Genomic DNA, 17,226 nt, shown 5'->3' with positions numbered 1-17,226 from the left:
AAACCATGAGCCTTCTTTTCACGAACGCCCGTTTGATCGACCCAGAATCCCTAAGCGAAACACATGGCAGCTTGCTGGTGCAGGATGGTGTCATTGTAAATCTTGGTGCGGAAATTGCGGTGCCTGAAGGCGCAGAAGTTATCGACTGTGGCGGCAAATGCTTGGCACCTGGGATCGTGGATATTGGAGTCAAAGTGTGTGAGCCCGGGGAACGCCACAAAGAAAGCTATCGTTCGGCAGGTCTTGCAGCGGCGGCTGGCGGTATCACGACGATGGTCACCCGTCCGGATACTGATCCCTGCATTGATAGCCCCGAAACGTTAGAATTCGTTACGCGCCGAGCGAATGAAGCTGCACCCGTGAATGTTGTTCCAATGGCCGCGTTGACCAAAGGTCGCGAAGGGAAGGAAATGACAGAATTCGGCTTTCTGATGGATGCAGGCGCAATTGCTTTCACAGATTGCGACCATGTGATCAGCGACACTAAAGTCTATTCTCGAGCGATGACCTACGCACGTTCTTTGGGTGCGCTGGTAATTGCACACCCTCAAGAACCCGGCTTATCTAAAGGTGCTGCAGTCACATCCGGTAAATTTGCCAGCCTTCGTGGCCTACCCGCTGTAACACCCATGGCAGAACGTATGGGGCTGGATCGGGATATAGCGCTGATCGAAATGACCGGTGTCAAATATCATGCCGATCAAATAACAACAGCTCGCGCTCTACCCGCTTTGGAGCGCGCAAAGGCCAATGGCTTTGACATCACCGCGGGTACTTCGATCCATCACCTAACGCTGAATGAACTCGACGTTGCCGACTACCGAACCTTCTTTAAGATCAAGCCGCCGTTACGTAGTGAAGAAGATCGGCTTGCTGTTGTTGCCGCTGTTAAGTCTGGTCTGATAGACACCATTAGCTCAATGCACACGCCACAAGACGAAGAAAGCAAACGCCTCCCGTTCGAAGAAGCTGCTTCAGGCGCTGTAGCTTTAGAAACCCTCCTTCCAGCAGCTTTGCGCCTTTTCCACGCCGAACAACTCACTTTGCCAGAACTTTTCAGAGCGATGGCCCTTAATCCTGCGAACCGTTTAGGCCTACCATCCGGTCGCCTGTCAGCCGGGGCTCCGGCTGACCTGATCATGTTTGATGCAGACGCTCCGTTCGTTCTAGATCGCTTTAAACTAAATTCTAAATCCAAGAACACGCCATTTGACGGTCAAAGGATGCAGGGTAAAGTGCTGGCAACATATGTGGCCGGTCAGGCCGTTTACCGGAGAGACTGATGCCTGCAATTGAAACCGGTTTGTTTGCACTCGTTATTTGGGGTGCGGTTGGCTACCTCTTTGGCTCAATTCCGTTTGGTATTCTGATCACACGCATCTTTGGGCTTGGGGATTTAAGGCAAATTGGGTCAGGCAACATTGGGACAACCAATGTATTGCGAACCGGTTCCAAGTCTGCAGCAGCGGCCACACTCATTCTAGATGGCGGCAAGGGCGCTGTAGCTGTGCTGGTTGCACGTTGGCTCGCAGCAGAAGACGCGGCCCAAATTGCGGGGCTTCTAGCTTTCCTAGGCCACTGCTTTCCTGTTTGGTTGAAGTTCAAAGGTGGAAAGGGCGTCGCGACTTTCCTTGGTCTAATGCTTGCACTCGCCTGGCCCGTCGGTGTCGCTTGTTGTTTGACATGGCTGACTACAGCCCTACTTGGCCGGATTTCATCACTATCCGCGCTAGTTGCTGCGGCCTCAACGACATGCTGGGTTCTTTTGCTGGGTTACGGAAACATTTTCTTCCTTGGCGTTGCGGTAACGCTTCTTGTCTTTTGGCGGCACAAGGAAAATATTGGACGCCTAAAGGCAGGGACTGAACCTAAAATCGGAAAGAAGTGATTCAGATAGGTGTATCACCTTAAGCACCTCAACCGATGATCAGACCAATCGCCGTCAGCTTAGGGGCCAATGAAAAGGCCAACCCCGTCAGTAATTTTTGATATTAGTTATGAACGCAAAAATCAGTGCGTCCAAGGACCACGACGATTGGTTGCAAAGTTTTCACCATAGCCACCGTTGCGGATGTTTGGCTTACGCCTTTGTGGCTCAGTTACCGTCGCGTCGATGCCTTTTTCCTTGGCATAGTCCAGCGCAGCTTCTTTCGAGGTAAAGCGCAATTTAACTTGCGATTGCGTATCGTCAGACCCAGTCCACCCCATCAGCGGATCAATGTCGCGTGCAGATGACTGCGCGAACTCAAGAACCCACGTTTTGGTTTTGGCTTGGCCCGATGTCATTGCGTTACGGGCAGGCTGGTAGATACGAGCGATCATCGCAAACTCCTTGGTCTCTGGGCTTTATCCGAGATTTCGCGCCTCCGGGCAAGAGCTGAATCCGTTCGCCGCTGCGGTAATAATCCAGATTTTAAATATCTATCGGTCCAAGAGAAACCTTTCGTTGACGAAACAACCTTAGCGCGCATAAAAACTCAACACGCAGGGGAGTCCAGCTGATGGACTGAGAGGCGGCTCGGGCATAGCCCAGCACCGCGACCCTTTGAACCTGACCCAGTTGAGACTGGCGTAGGAAGCTAAGCGCGTCGTGCAGTGGGGCAGTACACCTCAATTGTCTCGACGTTGCTGACCAAGGGGGCTGTACACCCTCTGTTTCCCACCCGAAATCCGCTGGTGTCCTTTTGAATTGATTGCTTAAGGAGCACCAAATGAACGTCCCTAATCCAAAGATCACGACAGGCGCCCTACCCGCGTCGCGCAAGATTTACGTTGATGGCGTACAATTCCCCGACATCCGCGTGCCAATGCGCGAGATTTCTGTTCATCCAAGTGCCGGTGAACCACCACTGCCGGTCTATGACAGCTCTGGCCCCTATACTGATCCGGATGTTTTGACAGACATTCGCCAAGGCCTAGCGCCAATCCGTCAAGATTGGATCATGGCACGTGGCGATGTTGAGCCCTACGCAGCACGCGCCGTAAAACCCGAAGACAATGGTTTTGTAGAAGGCGATCGCTTGGTCGCAGAATTCCCCAATTTGCGCACACCGCTACGGTCAAAAGACGGCGTTGCGGTGACCCAATATGAATACGCGCGTGCAGGTATTGTGACACCAGAAATGGAATACGTTGCAATCCGCGAGAACCAGTTGCGCGAAGCGGGTGCAGTGGAACGGGATGGCGAAGATTTTGGTGCCAATATCCCGAACTATGTGACACCCGAATTTGTGCGCGAGGAAATCGCTGCGGGCCGTGCAATTATCCCTGCGAACATCAACCATCCAGAACTGGAGCCGATGATCATTGGGCGCAACTTCCTTGTGAAGATTAACGCCAATATGGGAACGTCTGCTGTAAGTTCCTCGATGGAAGAAGAAGTGGACAAGCTGGTCTGGTCCATCCGTTGGGGTGCCGATACCGTGATGGACCTTTCGACAGGTCGCAACATTCACAACACCCGTGAATGGATCATCCGGAATAGCCCTGTGCCAATTGGGACGGTTCCGATCTACCAGGCTTTGGAAAAGGTAAACGGCATTGCCGAAGACCTGACATGGGAGGTGTTCCGCGACACGTTGATCGAACAGGCAGAGCAAGGTGTTGATTACTTTACCATTCACGCCGGTGTTCGGTTGCATATGGTTCCAATGACTGCAAAGCGCGTGACTGGGATCGTATCTCGTGGTGGTTCCATCATGGCGAAGTGGTGCTTACATCACCACAAGGAAAGCTTCCTATACGAGCACTTCGACGAAATCGCTGACATCTGCCGCCAATATGACGTGTCCTTTAGCTTGGGTGATGGATTGCGTCCGGGTTCCATTGCAGATGCAAATGACGAGGCGCAATTTGCAGAGCTTGAGACATTGGGCGAGCTAACCAAAATCGCTTGGGCCAAAGGGTGTCAGGTGATGATCGAAGGGCCAGGCCACGTGGCCATGCACAAGATCAAAGAGAACATGGATAAGCAGTTGGAGTGCTGCCACGAGGCACCTTTCTACACGCTTGGCCCACTGACCACGGATATTGCACCAGGATATGACCACATCACCTCTGGTATTGGTGCCGCGATGATCGGTTGGTTCGGCTGCGCAATGTTGTGCTATGTGACGCCGAAAGAACATCTTGGCTTGCCGGATCGTGATGACGTGAAAACAGGCGTGATCACCTATAAAATCGCCGCGCATGCGGCAGATTTAGCTAAAGGCCTACCCGGCGCGCAACGTCGCGATGACGCGCTTTCACGGGCACGTTTTGAATTCCGCTGGGAAGATCAATTTAACCTCGCACTCGATCCAGAAACCGCACGTGAATTCCACGACCAGACACTTCCAAAAGAGGCACATAAAGTCGCGCATTTCTGTTCTATGTGTGGTCCAAAGTTCTGCTCTATGCGGATTTCTCATGACATTCGCGCAGAGGCGCAAAAGGAAGGAATGGAAGCTATGGCAGCCAAATTCCGCGAAGGTGGGGAACTTTATGTCCCTGTCGCGGAGACCGATAGCGAGGACACCTAAGAACACAAAGCCCCCGATGATAAATCGGGGGCTTTTGCATTTCAGGCGGCCTTGGTTGCCAATCAGCCCACGGGGAGCGAGGGGTATATGTGGTCTAGTCAGCAACCAAGCGCTGCTTGCATCCCGAATATACAAATTATGTTAAACATCAGGCAAGCGAATTGCGGAATAAAACTTCAAAAGATCACCCAATTCATTCCTAATATTTCTTGGCACGTGAGATATTCAATAGGATGAAGGGTTTAGCTTCGTATTTTGAATAGGCGGTCAAACCCCTGAAAGTTGACCCGAGGTAAAGATACATCAGTCCATACTCAAAATACTGTCCCACACTGCGACAAACAGCCTCAACTCAGGATGCGCTGCCAGCAATTGCCAATAATTGTCAGTGTCAGCTCTTAAGAATCGAGATTTGTATCCATCCGGCCTTGCAAGAGAACAATAACAGATCAAATTAGGGGCAACGAAGGAATCTCTGATGTCTGACTCATCTTCTGCCGCCGTAATACCTGCCAAACCCGTCCCCGCCCGCGAAAAACTCGAGGGGGGCAAGCGGTTCATCCTCAATTCGGAGTTCGAACCAGCGGGTGACCAACCGACCGCCATCAAGGAATTAGGCGGCGGCATTCTGGCTGGGGAACGTGATCAAGTTCTGTTGGGGGCCACAGGTACGGGCAAGACCTTTACCATGGCTAAGATCATCGAAGAAACACAGCGGCCTGCGATCATTCTTGCGCCCAACAAAACTTTGGCTGCCCAGCTGTATGGTGAATTCAAAGGGTTCTTTCCGGAGAATTCAGTAGAGTATTTTGTGTCATTCTATGACTACTATCAGCCCGAAGCCTATGTAGCTCGATCTGATACATACATCGAAAAAGAAAGCCAAATTAACGAACAAATTGACCGAATGCGTCACGCGGCCACGCGGTCTTTGCTCGAACGAGACGATGTTATCATCGTAGCCTCGGTTTCTTGTATCTACGGCATCGGTTCCGTTGAAACCTATTCCGCAATGACACAGGACTTAGTTGTCGGAAAAGAATACGACCAGCGCCAAGTCATGGGCGATCTAGTAGCACAGCAATACAAGCGCAATGACCAAGCATTCCAACGCGGATCGTTCCGCGTACGCGGCGATAGCCTAGAGATTTTCCCAGCCCACTTAGAAGACCGAGCATGGCGACTGTCGTTTTTTGGGGAAGAGCTTGAAAGCATAACGGAGTTTGACCCCCTAACCGGTGAACGCACGGATAGCTTTGAAAAAATCCGGGTCTATGCGAACTCTCACTATGTCACGCCGAAACCGACATTAAATCAGGCTGTTATTAAGATCAAAAAAGAGTTGCGCGAACGGCTCGACCATTTGGTGAGCGAGGGCAAACTGCTGGAAGCGCAGCGGCTTGAGCAGCGCACTAACTTTGATGTCGAGATGATCGAAGCGCAGGGCTTTTGTAACGGGATCGAGAACTATTCGCGCTACCTCACGGGGCGCGCCCCAGGCGAGCCGCCCCCCACTCTATTTGAATTCATTCCAGACAACGCGATTGTCTTTGCAGATGAGAGCCACGTATCAGTTCCCCAAATCGGCGGCATGTACAAAGGCGACCACCGTCGCAAGTTCACCTTAGCTGAACACGGCTTTCGTCTTCCGTCTTGCATGGATAACCGGCCACTGAAATTCGAAGAATGGGATGCTATGCGCCCGCAATCAATTTTTGTGTCTGCTACACCTTCTGCATGGGAGCTAGAACAGGCAGGCGGTGTCTTTACCGAACAAGTCATTCGACCAACCGGCCTTATCGATCCCTACATCGAAATCCGTCCGGTCGAGATGCAGGTCGATGACCTGTTGGACGAAATTCGCAAAGTTACTCAAGACGGCTTCCGAACGCTTGTCACGACATTGACTAAACGTATGGCCGAAGACCTGACGGAATACTTGCACGAACAAGGTATCAAAGTTCGTTATATGCATTCGGATATCGACACCCTTGAGCGGATCGAGATCCTACGAGACTTGCGACTTGGTGCCTTTGATGTACTCATCGGGATCAACCTTTTGCGCGAAGGGCTCGATATTCCCGAATGTGGATTGGTCGCCATCTTGGATGCCGACAAAGAAGGTTTCTTGCGTTCTGAAACCTCACTTGTGCAAACGATTGGCCGCGCTGCGCGGAATGCAGAAGGCCGCGTGATCATGTATGCGGACAAAATCACCGGCAGCATGGAGCGCGCGCTGAGGGAAACAGATCGGCGCCGCAGCAAGCAGATCGCTTACAATGAAAAACACGGCATCACACCGGCCACAGTGAAAAAGAACGTCGAAGACGTTCTATCGGGTCTGTATCAAGGAGATACGGATATGGCACGTGTCACTGCCACCATCGACGCACCGATGCATGGCGCGAACCTTGCTGCGCATTTGGATGGCTTACGCGAAGAAATGCGCAAAGCAGCGGAGAACCTAGAGTTCGAAGAAGCAGCGCGCTTACGTGACGAAGTGAAACGACTAGAGGCCGTCGACCTTGCAATCGCCGACGACCCGTTAGCACGTCAATCAGCGGTCGAAGCCATTGCAAAAGGTGCTGTTCAAGCAAAAGGACGCTCCACGGCCGGACGACCTGGCCAGCGTGGTGGCAACGTAAGCCGCCGCGGACGTTAAGTGCCTAAAAGTGGGCCAGTTAAAGCTGGCCCACATCCACGAATGGGAAAGGGAATTCGCGCAGCCCGTCATGAAATCGTAATTCACGTGACAGAACCCACTGAAAAATATATATATTCTATAATCAGAGCGCACTCAGCGCATGGATTTAAAGACTATTGAGGGTTCGCCACACACAATGCACCGCTTCATTCATATCCTTGTTGCGATCCAAATTATGGTTTGGGCTGTGTATATGACTTGGGCCTACCTTGGGCCAGATGAACGAACCCCAGAGCAATCGTTACAAGGCTATCTATTCGTAGGGGTTATCTCATTACTCTTGTGTTTTGTACCCGCTCTCCGGCTTTCGAAAACCTATGAAAAACAACCAATTGCACTAATTCTCGCCTTGTTACCAATCTTAGTCATGGTCGGGCTTTTCAGCTACGCAAAGTTTTGAAATCATCGAACGATATGAACAGCGCATCCCGCTTGCCGCACCACCTGAGCAGTCGTTGATCCAAGTAAAATATCATGTGTGCCCGCCCGATGCGCGGCCATGACAATGCAGTCAACGCCATGTTCTTTTGCCCAGCTCAATATGCTTCGCCCAGCCTGCCCTTCAATAACCACACCCTCTGCGTTCGGCAGATCACGGGCCATTTCACGCAGAGAATTCTCGATCGTGGATTGCGCTTCATCCCGATACCCTGCGGGGAAATAGTTCGTCGCATAACTCGGAATGGGTCCCATAATATGCAATAAAGTGACCTGAGTTTCTGGCCCAGCCAATGCTGCGGCTGCCTGAATGACGGCATCACCACTGTCATCTTCGTCAAATGACAAAGGGATAAGGATGTTTTTATACATTCAATGCTCCGCGTAAGGCCGCTGAATTAGTAGGTGCTCACCACGTCATACATCACAGGCTCAAACGTTTTGCAAAGCGTATTGAAAGCACGTGTTCTTTCGCGCATTTCCGGCGTGCGCAGCATCGCCTGAAAATCCTCACGGCGTTCCCACTGAGAGTAATTGGCGATCCGCGTTTGTGCGTCATTTACGTGCAAGCCCGCGGCAATAAATCCCGGTTGCTTGGATATAAGCACATCATAAGCATCATTTAACGCGTCGACTAAATCCTGACATGTTCCCGGTGTCACCTCAAATGTCGTGATTACGGTTTGGCGAAGCTCACCCTTTTGAATTGTTGGCATGCGCAAGTCTCCCTTTTCATTCAGCCTACCGCTGACTCACCCCGACTTGCCACAGGTTTTTGTACTTTTCGGCGCGGCCAATCCACCAGGACAATTTTAAGCCAATGTTTACTTAACTTTATCACGATCACCCCAAAGGGGCTGATATGCGATATATCTGGATCATTCTGGCAATTTGGTTTGCAACAGCGGCTCAGGCCGGCCCCTGGCAACGGCCAGTTTCAACGGGCTTCATGTCGTCCAGCAGCACGTTCACCGTTTCAAATCACGACCTTAGTCTAACCTATTATTCGGGTCTTTATGTGGAATACGGACTTTCAAAGACAACAACGCTTGGATTTTCGGGTGGATTGAATGAGATCAATAAAATAAATGGCCATGCTTTTTTACGGCGACCCATAAAAACTTGGGAATCTGGTTGGTTATTTGCATATGAGATTGGTTTGGGTGGAACCTATCACCTTGGCGCATCCACACCCGAAGTGCGGCTGGGGCTAACCCTTGGACGCGGGATAACCATTCGACAGCGCAAAGGTTGGTTTACCTTTGATACATCGCTGACGAAAAGCCGGGAGGACTGGAATTTGACATCAGAAACGACCCTAGGTGTCACGACCCGCAATAAGTGGAAATGGATTGCGCAGGTCACAGCGGAAAGATCGCGGTATCAGCCCGCCCATATTTCGGTATCACCGTCTGTTGCATTCCCTTTGGGCAAACGAGTGCATCTTCAAGTTGGCCTGATTGGAGAAAGTCGAGGCGGCGGGCGCGTCGGCATAAAAACGAGCATTTGGCGGGAATTCTAAGAAATTTCAATTATTTGTGTCCCCCTTTGAAAAGGTTCGAAAATAGGACATACTAAAATAGAGCAACCGGTCACGTTCAAAAGCACGGACCATTATGAAAGAGGCACGAGATGAAGAAGCTTATTGGCAGCGCAGTGCTTGCTTTGGCACTTTTCCCGCTCGCAGCAAGCATGCCCCAGGCAGGCCCTATTTCCAGCGCATGTATTAGATCGGATCGCGATGCAGCATCTCGCCGACTCTGCAATTGCCTGCAAAGCGTGGCGAACAAGGAGCTGTCTCGTACAGATCAGAAAGTTGCCGCGAGCTTCTTTAAAGACCCCCATAAAGCTCAAGAAATGCGCCAGTCTGATCGTCGCAGCCACGAGCGTTTTTGGCTAAGGTATAAATCCTTTGGTCAAACGGCGTCAGCCACCTGTAGCCGCAGAAGCTAATCCCACACTTCAGTCTCGCACGTTTTTTTGGTGTTAGATGATCTCTTAACACCCTTTGCTTCTTTGAGAATATTCCAAAATTCCGTTTGACGGCAAATCGCGCTACATTCACAAAAGACAAGTTTAGCCGGAGAACTGTGATGCTGACCAAAGGCGTAACCCTGCGCGGGCTTGAAGTGTTTGAAGCCTTGGCCAATTCTGGTTCTGTGGCTTTGGCATCAGAGACAACTGGATTGAGTCAGCCAGCCGTTAGCCAGCAAATCCGCAACCTAGAAACGGCCTTGGGCGTAAGCCTTGTTGACCATGGGAAACGCCCCATGCAGTTGACGCAGGCGGGACGCAGTTATTTAGCGCGGGCATCGGCGGTGCTGTCTGAATTACGGTTAGCACAATCAGAGTTGACGGTGATGGATCTGTCCCACCTCAGCACGTTGTCGATTGGGATCATTGACGACTTTGACAATGACCTTACCCCACGCCTTGTAACCATTCTGGCCGAGAGCCTGACCAAGTGTAAATTCAAGCTCATCACTGCCAGCAGCAACGACATAACGACCGCCATGAAAGAGCGCCGTCTACATATGGGAATTGCGGCAAGCACAGGCGAGGTGCTGGATGGCGTTGTAGAATATCCCTTAGCGCAAGACCCTTTTATCCTAGTAACACCAACAACTTACGCAGCCAAAGGTGGCGACGTTGAACGTGTTATGAAAGACCTGCCTTTCCTGCGCTATGAACGCGAGCAATTGATCTCACGGCAAATCGACGCGCAGTTATCGCGGTTGAAACTAGACTATAACGAACGCTTTGAAATCGGTAGCCATTTGGCTTTGATGGCCTGTGTCTCGCGCGGAATTGGCTGGGCCATTACAACGCCTTTGGGCTTTATGCGCGCGGCAAGATTTCATGATCAGGTCACGGCGCATCCGCTGCCATTTGCTCATTTTTCAAGAAAGATTTCACTCTACGCCAGTGTCGATTGGACAGAGAACGTACCGCGTGATGTGGCGCAAACGGTTCGACGTTTGGTGCAGGATAAAGTCATTGCGCCCGCAGTACATAGCCAACCTTTTCTAGAGGGTGAACTACGCATTTTAGAGAGTTAGCAATTGTACGTTTCGGTAGTTTCAGCGCCTGAAACGTACGTTTCAAGTATTGCCAGATTTCGACCATTTCTCACCGACGTACCTGAACACCATATTTCAAAATTTGAAAGGTAGCGCGAATCGCGGCGCGTTAACCGATTTCAGATTTTAGACCGCGCGCGCAGTCTTCGATCAAATCCAAGGCTCCGTCAAAATCGCGGGTGTAATATGGATCGGGCACTTCGGACATGTCACTGTTTGGCGCGTAGTCAGTGAAGCATTTCACCGGTGTTTCGTTTCCGGCGGGGCGCAGTGCCTCGATGTCATCAAGGTTACTTGCGTCCATTCCGATGATCAGATCGAACCGATCAAAATCCTGCGTGGAAAACTGGCGGGCGCGTAAGTCAGAAAAATCGTAGCCGCGCCTTTGAGCGGCTTCTTGCATCGGACCATAGGGAGGCTTTCCAACGTGCCAACCCGCGGTGCCTGCGCTGTCGGTTGTTGCAGAGGTCATTTCACGAAAGACACCCTCAGCTGATGGGCTTCGACAAATATTTCCCAAACAGACAAACAAGACCTTCATGACGCTCTCCTGATTTTGCAGTATGTCCGTGTTAGCGATTACCGCCCCTCAAGACCAGACGCCCGCAGGAGAGAGCATGAGCAACATTGTGATTTTGACCGGTGCAGGCATTTCTGCCGAAAGTGGGCTTGGCACCTTTCGGGATGAAGGTGGTTTATGGGCGCAACATCGGATCGAAGATGTCGCCACGCCCGAAGGCTTTGCCCGCAATCCGCAACTGGTCCATGACTTTTACAATGCCAGACGTGCCCAGGCGGCAGAGGCTGAACCAAATGCGGGACACGTCGCACTGGCAGAGTTAGAGGCCAAGCACACCGGCCATGTTTTGATCGTGACACAAAACGTGGATTCCCTGCACGAAAAAGCGGGGAGCAAGAATGTCATCCATATGCACGGCGCCCTATCAGGCGCGCTGTGTCATGCTTGTGACCACCGTTGGGCTGCACCGCCATCAATGTCACCAAACGATCCCTGCCCGCGCTGCGCGGCGGCCAGCACGCGCCCTGATATCGTTTGGTTTGGCGAGATACCCTATGCAATGGAACAGATCAGCGTGGCTTTATCCGAAGCCGATGTCTTTGTGTCCATCGGCACATCTGGCGAAGTCTATCCGGCTGCCAACTTTGTTGCCGATGCCGATCAATATGGCGCGCATACAGTTGAGCTGAACCTAGAGCCGTCCGCGGGCGCGTCGCGCTTTGCGGAAACGCGGTTTGGGCCTGCTAGTCAGATTGTTCCAGAATGGGTCACTGACGAGCTAAGCCGTTAGGAAAAGCCAGAAGTTTATTCCGGCTTCTCGAGCGCGCTAATTAGTGGTGCGCGTGCTTGCCTTCAGCACTTTCGTCCATTTCGGAGTGGTCCATATTAGAATGGTCCATCGCGCCATGATCGGCTTTGCGTTCCAGATCAACAGGGATCGTCACCGCGATTTCGCCCGCTTTTTCAAAGACAAGCGTTACGTTCACCTCGTCACCATGTGCCAAGCGGGATGTCAGCCCCATAAGCATCACATGATCGCCGCCACGGGCAAGCGCATGTGTTTCGCCTGCTGGGATGGCAAAACCTTCCTCGACGTGCATCATTTTCATAATGCCGTCGCCCATATCTTTGTGCGTGTGTAATTCAACTTTCGCTGCAGCGTCGGAGCGAACATCGATCAGGCGATCCTCTTCGTCGCCCATGTTGTGGACCTCAAGAAAAGCCGCACCGGTTTTGGCCGCTTTGGAGGCCACACGCGCATAGGCGTCATGGATCATGATTTTGCTTTCGGCAAAAGCAGGTGCAGCAATCGCAAAAATAAGAGCGGCGGATAGGGATAGAGATTTGAAAGACATGATTGTCTCCTTAAGTATTTGATTGATTTTAAAAAGTTCAGATCAAATAACGAAAGGTGGCGCGCGTGCGCTGGCTTGAACGACCAACGCAGGTGCTACGGCGGCTTTCTGAACAAGTACTTGGCGTTCCGAACGTGCAACACACGGTGCGGCCATTGATGGCGCTGGCGACAGCATGTCCATCAACATCAGTGAGAACTCTGGGCAAATATGCGCGGGGCCGGTTGGTTCGCCGTCGGCATCCATGTGCACCATGACCACTTGGTCGCCGGTGCAGAGCTCCATCATGCCAATCGCGGGGGACATGCCGCGGGCAATTGCCATGCTGTGCCCTGTGAAGGTCAAGACAGCCACAAGGAGCCAAGTGATATGAATGCGAATCCGCGTCATGTGCCCGATATACGCCTTGGGCGCCGACAATGAAAAGCGGCAAAACGAAACAGCCCCGCCTGAAAACAGACGGGGCTAAAATCACTGTCCAGTGACGAAAGAAACGCGCTTAGGCTTGAGCAGCCTGTGCTTTTGCGATTTCTTTTTTAACTTTCAGAGCGTTGTCAGAAAGCTCAACGTCTTTGGCTTTTGCCAAGAATGCGTCCAGACCACCACGGTGATCAACGGTACGCAGAGCTGCTGCTGAAATACGCATCTTTACGCCGCGACCCAGTGTCTCGGACTGCAGAGTTACGTCGTTCAGGTTCGGCAGGAAACGACGCCGAGTTCTGTTTTTCGCGTGGCTGACATTGTTGCCAGTCATCGGGCCTTTTCCGGTCAGTTCGCAACGGCGCGACATAGGATCATCCTCGTATTACGGTCTACGGGGATAACGACCCCGATAAAGCAAATGGGCGCCGCCAACGGCCGCACCCGTAAATTCGTTGGGCGTCTTTAGGCCCGAATCCGGGCGGCGTCAAGTGATTCACGACAATGAAATGACAAAGGCCAGTGGGAATTTGTGAAATAATCCAAGTGCTGTTGCCCCTGTTACCGTGTGCGAATGGCTAACGCCTCTAGGACCGTGTCAGCAGCAGCGGTTGGCGTGATGTCGCCCTGCGCAATTTGCGCGATCATTTGACTGATTTGCGCCTTGGCGTCGCCGGTTTCCAATTGGGCCAATACACCCTGTCGCACGTCCTCTAGGAACCAATATTGTGCCTGTGCTGTGCGCCGTTCGGCCCAATGACCGTTGTCTTTACGCCATTCTGCAAGTTCGATCATTTCATCCCATGCCTTGGCAATGCCGCTCTCTTCGAGGGCAGAAACAGTCATGGCCTTGGGGAAAGCTTCAGGGTCTTGCGGGCGCTTGCGCAGCAACCGCAACGCACCGGAATAGTCGGCGCAGGTGCGCATGGCAGCAGATTTCAAATCGCCATCAGCTTTGTTCACAAGGATCAGGTCAGCCATTTCCATGATGCCGCGCTTCACGCCTTGCAACTCGTCGCCGCCGGCTGGGGCGAGGAGGAGTAAAAACAGGTCTGAAATCTCGGACACAACGGTTTCGGATTGGCCGACACCCACAGTTTCGATCAGCACGACATCAAAACCGGCTGCTTCGCAGAGGGCCACGGCCTCACGAGATCGACGGGCAACTCCACCAAGGTGGGATTGGCTGGGGGATGGGCGAATAAAGGCGTTCTTGTCGCGAGACAGCCGCTCCATCCGGGTTTTATCGCCAAGGATTGAGCCACCAGACCGCGTGGATGACGGATCAACCGCCAGCACGGCAACGCGTTTGCCCTGTGCTGTCAGGAACATGCCAAAGCTTTCGATGAAGGTCGATTTGCCAACACCGGGCGTGCCGGACAGGCCGATCCGCATCGCCTCACGCCCAGCGCCACGTAGGGATTCCAGCAATTGGGCTGTCATCTCGCGGTGATCTGCGCGTTGACTCTCGACCAAGGTGATCGCCCGCGCCAATGCGCGGCGGTCTTGCTTTAAAATCCTGTCACGCAGCTCTGTAATGTCCATTGAAAGGCCCTTTTCATCGTGTCAGTCTGAAGCAATTACATGCCTTGCGGCCTGCCCCTTTGTCTACCCTGCGCGCGATTTTGACGCTGGGTCAGGTTGTTAAGCCTCCCCATCGCAAAAGAAATACACATCAAAGATTGATCCCTTTACGCAGACCAGCGCTTGATTGATAACCCAAGGCATGACGACATTGCCTATTGAAACAGCCCTACCTGATCTGCTGTCAGCCCTGAAATCCCATGGTCGCGCGGTCTTACAGGCCCCACCCGGAGCCGGTAAGACAACCATGGTGCCTTTGGCGATGCATCAAGCTGGGATTGTCGATGGCAAAATCATCATGCTGGAACCCCGTCGCCTTGCCACCCGCGCGGCGGCAGAACGCATGGCGCAGACGCTTGGTGAACCTGTTGGGCAAACCGTGGGCTACCGTGTGCGCGGTGAAAGCAAAACATCCGCCAATACCAAGATCGAGGTCGTGACCGAGGGTATTCTGACCCGCATGATCCAATCTGACGCTGAACTGGCGGGCGTTGGCGCGGTGATTTTCGATGAATTCCACGAACGGTCACTGAATGCCGATTTTGGATTGGCACTGTGTTTAGAAGTGGCATCAGTTCTACGAGATGACCTGATGCTTTTGGTCATGTCAGCCACGTTGGATGCCGAGCCAGTAGCCGAGCTCATGGGTGACGCCCCGGTCGTCACGTCAGAGGGTCGTAGCTATCCGGTAGAGACCCGCTGGCTGGATCGCCCTTTGCCTAAAGACACACGGATAGAGACGGCAACTGCGCGCTTGATTATGCAAGCGGTGCAGGAAACCGATGGCGGCGTGTTGGTCTTTTTGCCCGGTGAAGGTGAAATACGACGTACGGCCAGCGCTCTGAACCTGCCCAGTGATTGCCATGTACATACGCTTTTCGGCGCAATGGACTTCAAAGCCCAACGCGCAGCGATTCAACCGGCGAAAGAGGGTCGCAAGATTGTTTTGGCGACCTCTATCGCGGAAACCTCTTTGACCATCCAGGACGTGCGTGTGGTGGTGGATGCGGGACGTGCGCGGCGCGCTCGGTTCGATCCCGGTTCCGGAATGTCGCGCCTTGTGACCGAGCGCGTGACTCGTGCCGAGGCCACGCAAAGACAAGGGCGCGCGGGCCGGGTTGCACCGGGGATTTGCTATCGTCTTTGGACGAAGGGCGAAGAAGGCGGCATGTCCGCTTTTCCCCCTGCGGAGATCGAAGCGGCAGATTTGACCAGCCTTGCGCTGGAACTGGCCGCTTGGGGCGCCTCGCCTGATGAACTGCCGTTTTTGACACCTCCGCCACATGGCACGCTTTCAGAAGCAATCTCGCTGCTGCAACTGCTTGGGGCACTAGATGGCGACGGGCGGATCACGCCGCATGGCAAAGCGATTGCGCGGCAACCGTTGCACCCACGCCTTGCGCATATGGTAGCAACCGCTGGTAAACAGGCGACACCATTGGCGGCTCTCTTGGCGGCTCGTGATCCATTGTCGCGCAATGCACCCTGTGACCTGACACTACGCATAGAAGCTATGACCGACCTAAAGCGGTTTCACGACACGCGCCCCTATCAAGCGAACCGAGGGGCGATTGCAACGTTGCGGGACGAAGCGAAACGCTTGGCGCGCAGTGCCCCTGACAAAGCGCGGCTTAGTTTGGCTGAAATGGCAGCCCTCGCCTACCCTGACCGGATCGGATTGCACCGCAAGGGTGATGCGCCGCGATTTGTGTTGTCGGGTGGCAAAGGGGCAGTGATGAACGGGGATGATCCTTTGGCGAATAGCCGGTTGATTGTCGCAACCGACCTTGATGGCAACCCACGAGAGGCGCGTATTCGGCAGGCCATTGCGCTGTCTGATGCAGAGTTGCGTGGGCTTTATGGGGATCAAATCGCGTGGCAGGATCAATGCCACTGGTCTAAACGCGATGGCCGTGTGATGGCACGGCGGCAAGAGCAATTTGGGGCCTTGGTGCTGGACGACCGCATGTGGAAAGACGCACCAGATGACGCAATTGCAATGGCTATGCTGGACGGTGTGCGCGAGATTGGGTTGCTGTTTAGCCCTGCCGCCAAACGGTTTGCCGCACGTGTGCAATTACTGCGCGAGGCAGGGCATGATCTGCCTGACATGACCGAAGCGGCGTTGATGGATGATTTAGAGGCGTGGTTGTTGCCACATCTTTCCAATGTGAAGACTACCGATCAATGGCGCAAGTTCGACATCCACAATCCGTTGCGTGCGATGTTGGATTGGTCGCAAATGCAGCTGTTGGACAAACATGCACCCGCGCATTTTGTGACGCCGTTGAATCGGCAAATTCCGATTGATTATTCCGGCGAACATCCCGAGATCACATTGCGCTTGCAGGAAATGTTTGGCCAGACGGCGCACCCGATGGTCGGGAAGACACCGCTAAAAGTGACGCTGTTGTCACCTGGCCAAAAACCGGTTCAGACAACATTGGATATTCCCGGCTTCTGGGCCAGTTCCTATGCGGATGTGCGCAAAGATATGCGGGGGCGGTATCCAAAACACCCGTGGCCCGAGGATCCAACGCAAGCCGATCCGACATTGCGCGCAAAGCCCCGTAAATAACCCGCAGGTATTTCGCAAAGAAATACC

16 protein-coding genes and 1 riboswitch are annotated in these 17,226 nt (G+C 53.0%); of the genes, 8 read left to right on the top strand and 8 right to left on the bottom strand.

Going from position 1 to position 17,226, the window contains the following annotated elements:
• Positions 1 to 5: 5 nt before the first annotated feature.
• Complete coding sequence (gene pyrC, locus Q4544_RS03975; protein WP_303504188.1) at positions 6 to 1,283, top strand: dihydroorotase; 1,278 nt, start codon at positions 6 to 8, stop codon at positions 1,281 to 1,283.
• Positions 1,283 to 1,888: a glycerol-3-phosphate 1-O-acyltransferase PlsY gene (gene plsY, locus Q4544_RS03970; RefSeq protein WP_303504187.1), complete on the top strand. Its 606-nt coding sequence runs from the start codon at positions 1,283 to 1,285 to the stop codon at positions 1,886 to 1,888. The genes pyrC and plsY overlap by 1 nt, the downstream gene beginning before the upstream one ends.
• Positions 1,889 to 2,010: 122 nt before the next feature.
• Here the strand turns inward: plsY and Q4544_RS03965 are convergent, their stop codons facing one another.
• Complete coding sequence (locus Q4544_RS03965; protein WP_303504186.1) at positions 2,011 to 2,322, bottom strand: ETC complex I subunit; 312 nt, start codon at positions 2,320 to 2,322, stop codon at positions 2,011 to 2,013.
• Positions 2,323 to 2,476: 154 nt separating this feature from the next.
• A riboswitch (TPP riboswitch) is annotated at positions 2,477 to 2,595 on the top strand.
• A 116-nt stretch (positions 2,596 to 2,711) separates the two neighbouring features.
• On the opposite strand from Q4544_RS03965, the gene thiC reads away from it, so the two are divergent.
• Positions 2,712 to 4,520 (top strand): phosphomethylpyrimidine synthase ThiC, encoded by a 1,809-nt coding sequence (thiC, locus tag Q4544_RS03960; protein WP_303504185.1) that lies wholly within the window; start codon positions 2,712 to 2,714, stop codon positions 4,518 to 4,520.
• 478 nt (positions 4,521 to 4,998) lie between these two features.
• Positions 4,999 to 7,182, top strand: coding sequence for an excinuclease ABC subunit UvrB (uvrB, locus tag Q4544_RS03955; RefSeq protein ID WP_303504184.1), 2,184 nt, complete (start codon positions 4,999 to 5,001; stop codon positions 7,180 to 7,182).
• A 444-nt stretch (positions 7,183 to 7,626) separates the two neighbouring features.
• Here the strand turns inward: uvrB and Q4544_RS03950 are convergent, their stop codons facing one another.
• Both Q4544_RS03950 and Q4544_RS03945 read right to left on the bottom strand, forming a co-directional pair.
• A complete protein-coding gene (locus tag Q4544_RS03950) occupies positions 7,627 to 8,034 on the bottom strand; it encodes a universal stress protein (protein ID WP_303504183.1) in 408 nt (135 codons plus the stop codon).
• A gap of 26 nt (positions 8,035 to 8,060) precedes the next feature.
• Positions 8,061 to 8,378: an antibiotic biosynthesis monooxygenase gene (locus Q4544_RS03945; RefSeq protein ID WP_303504182.1), complete on the bottom strand. Its 318-nt coding sequence runs from the start codon at positions 8,376 to 8,378 to the stop codon at positions 8,061 to 8,063.
• 146 nt (positions 8,379 to 8,524) lie between these two features.
• Between Q4544_RS03945 and Q4544_RS03940 the strand changes: the two genes are divergently transcribed.
• Both Q4544_RS03940 and Q4544_RS03935 read left to right on the top strand, forming a co-directional pair.
• Positions 8,525 to 9,184, top strand: a complete 660-nt coding sequence (locus Q4544_RS03940; RefSeq protein WP_303504181.1) for a hypothetical protein — start codon at positions 8,525 to 8,527, stop codon at positions 9,182 to 9,184.
• Positions 9,185 to 9,755: 571 nt separating this feature from the next.
• Positions 9,756 to 10,721 (top strand): LysR family transcriptional regulator, encoded by a 966-nt coding sequence (locus Q4544_RS03935; RefSeq protein WP_303504180.1) that lies wholly within the window; start codon positions 9,756 to 9,758, stop codon positions 10,719 to 10,721.
• A 130-nt stretch (positions 10,722 to 10,851) separates the two neighbouring features.
• Here the strand turns inward: Q4544_RS03935 and Q4544_RS03930 are convergent, their stop codons facing one another.
• Positions 10,852 to 11,283 (bottom strand): low molecular weight protein-tyrosine-phosphatase, encoded by a 432-nt coding sequence (locus tag Q4544_RS03930; RefSeq protein WP_303504179.1) that lies wholly within the window; start codon positions 11,281 to 11,283, stop codon positions 10,852 to 10,854.
• Positions 11,284 to 11,359: 76 nt separating this feature from the next.
• Between Q4544_RS03930 and Q4544_RS03925 the strand changes: the two genes are divergently transcribed.
• Positions 11,360 to 12,052, top strand: a complete 693-nt coding sequence (locus Q4544_RS03925; protein ID WP_303504178.1) for an NAD-dependent deacylase — start codon at positions 11,360 to 11,362, stop codon at positions 12,050 to 12,052.
• Between the two features lie 40 nt (positions 12,053 to 12,092).
• On the opposite strand, the gene Q4544_RS03920 is transcribed toward Q4544_RS03925, so the two are convergent.
• The 4 genes from Q4544_RS03920 to meaB all read right to left on the bottom strand — a co-directional run bounded on the left by Q4544_RS03920 (position 12,093) and on the right by meaB (position 14,582).
• Positions 12,093 to 12,617 (bottom strand): copper chaperone PCu(A)C, encoded by a 525-nt coding sequence (locus tag Q4544_RS03920; protein ID WP_303504177.1) that lies wholly within the window; start codon positions 12,615 to 12,617, stop codon positions 12,093 to 12,095.
• Between the two features lie 42 nt (positions 12,618 to 12,659).
• Positions 12,660 to 12,941 (bottom strand): hypothetical protein, encoded by a 282-nt coding sequence (locus tag Q4544_RS03915; protein ID WP_303504176.1) that lies wholly within the window; start codon positions 12,939 to 12,941, stop codon positions 12,660 to 12,662.
• A 175-nt stretch (positions 12,942 to 13,116) separates the two neighbouring features.
• Complete coding sequence (rpmB, locus tag Q4544_RS03910; RefSeq protein ID WP_303504175.1) at positions 13,117 to 13,407, bottom strand: 50S ribosomal protein L28; 291 nt, start codon at positions 13,405 to 13,407, stop codon at positions 13,117 to 13,119.
• Positions 13,408 to 13,598: 191 nt separating this feature from the next.
• A complete protein-coding gene (meaB, locus tag Q4544_RS03905; protein ID WP_303504174.1) occupies positions 13,599 to 14,582 on the bottom strand; it encodes a methylmalonyl Co-A mutase-associated GTPase MeaB in 984 nt (327 codons plus the stop codon).
• Positions 14,583 to 14,763: 181 nt separating this feature from the next.
• Here meaB and hrpB point away from each other — a divergent pair, with 181 nt between their 5' ends.
• Positions 14,764 to 17,199, top strand: a complete 2,436-nt coding sequence (gene hrpB, locus Q4544_RS03900; protein WP_303504173.1) for an ATP-dependent helicase HrpB — start codon at positions 14,764 to 14,766, stop codon at positions 17,197 to 17,199.
• The last annotated feature ends 27 nt before the right edge of the window (positions 17,200 to 17,226 follow it).

Origin of the sequence: Cognatishimia sp. 1_MG-2023 (genome assembly GCF_030548175.1) — a bacterium.
GTDB lineage: Bacteria > Pseudomonadota > Alphaproteobacteria > Rhodobacterales > Rhodobacteraceae > Cognatishimia.
The sequence above is the reverse complement of the archived record's forward strand: the minus strand, read 5'-3'. Positions and strand labels throughout refer to the sequence as shown.

Excerpts from the sequence above, each read along its gene's own strand:
- Q4544_RS03935 (WP_303504180.1), top strand. The coding sequence starts at position 9,756 with ATGCTGACCAAAGGCGTAACCCTGCGCGGGCTTGAAGTGTTTGAAGCC.
- Q4544_RS03945 (WP_303504182.1), bottom strand. The coding sequence starts at position 8,378 with ATGCCAACAATTCAAAAGGGTGAGCTTCGCCAAACCGTAATCACGACA.
- pyrC (WP_303504188.1), top strand. The coding sequence starts at position 6 with ATGAGCCTTCTTTTCACGAACGCCCGTTTGATCGACCCAGAATCCCTA.
- uvrB (WP_303504184.1), top strand. The coding sequence starts at position 4,999 with ATGTCTGACTCATCTTCTGCCGCCGTAATACCTGCCAAACCCGTCCCC.
- plsY (WP_303504187.1), top strand. The coding sequence starts at position 1,283 with ATGCCTGCAATTGAAACCGGTTTGTTTGCACTCGTTATTTGGGGTGCG.
- Q4544_RS03915 (WP_303504176.1), bottom strand. The coding sequence starts at position 12,941 with ATGGCAATTGCCCGCGGCATGTCCCCCGCGATTGGCATGATGGAGCTC.
- Q4544_RS03950 (WP_303504183.1), bottom strand. The coding sequence starts at position 8,034 with ATGTATAAAAACATCCTTATCCCTTTGTCATTTGACGAAGATGACAGT.
- thiC (WP_303504185.1), top strand. The coding sequence starts at position 2,712 with ATGAACGTCCCTAATCCAAAGATCACGACAGGCGCCCTACCCGCGTCG.
- Q4544_RS03925 (WP_303504178.1), top strand. The coding sequence starts at position 11,360 with ATGAGCAACATTGTGATTTTGACCGGTGCAGGCATTTCTGCCGAAAGT.
- rpmB (WP_303504175.1), bottom strand. The coding sequence starts at position 13,407 with ATGTCGCGCCGTTGCGAACTGACCGGAAAAGGCCCGATGACTGGCAAC.
- Q4544_RS03920 (WP_303504177.1), bottom strand. The coding sequence starts at position 12,617 with ATGTCTTTCAAATCTCTATCCCTATCCGCCGCTCTTATTTTTGCGATT.
- Q4544_RS03965 (WP_303504186.1), bottom strand. The coding sequence starts at position 2,322 with ATGATCGCTCGTATCTACCAGCCTGCCCGTAACGCAATGACATCGGGC.
- Q4544_RS03930 (WP_303504179.1), bottom strand. The coding sequence starts at position 11,283 with ATGAAGGTCTTGTTTGTCTGTTTGGGAAATATTTGTCGAAGCCCATCA.
- meaB (WP_303504174.1), bottom strand. The coding sequence starts at position 14,582 with ATGGACATTACAGAGCTGCGTGACAGGATTTTAAAGCAAGACCGCCGC.
- Q4544_RS03940 (WP_303504181.1), top strand. The coding sequence starts at position 8,525 with ATGCGATATATCTGGATCATTCTGGCAATTTGGTTTGCAACAGCGGCT.
- hrpB (WP_303504173.1), top strand. The coding sequence starts at position 14,764 with ATGACGACATTGCCTATTGAAACAGCCCTACCTGATCTGCTGTCAGCC.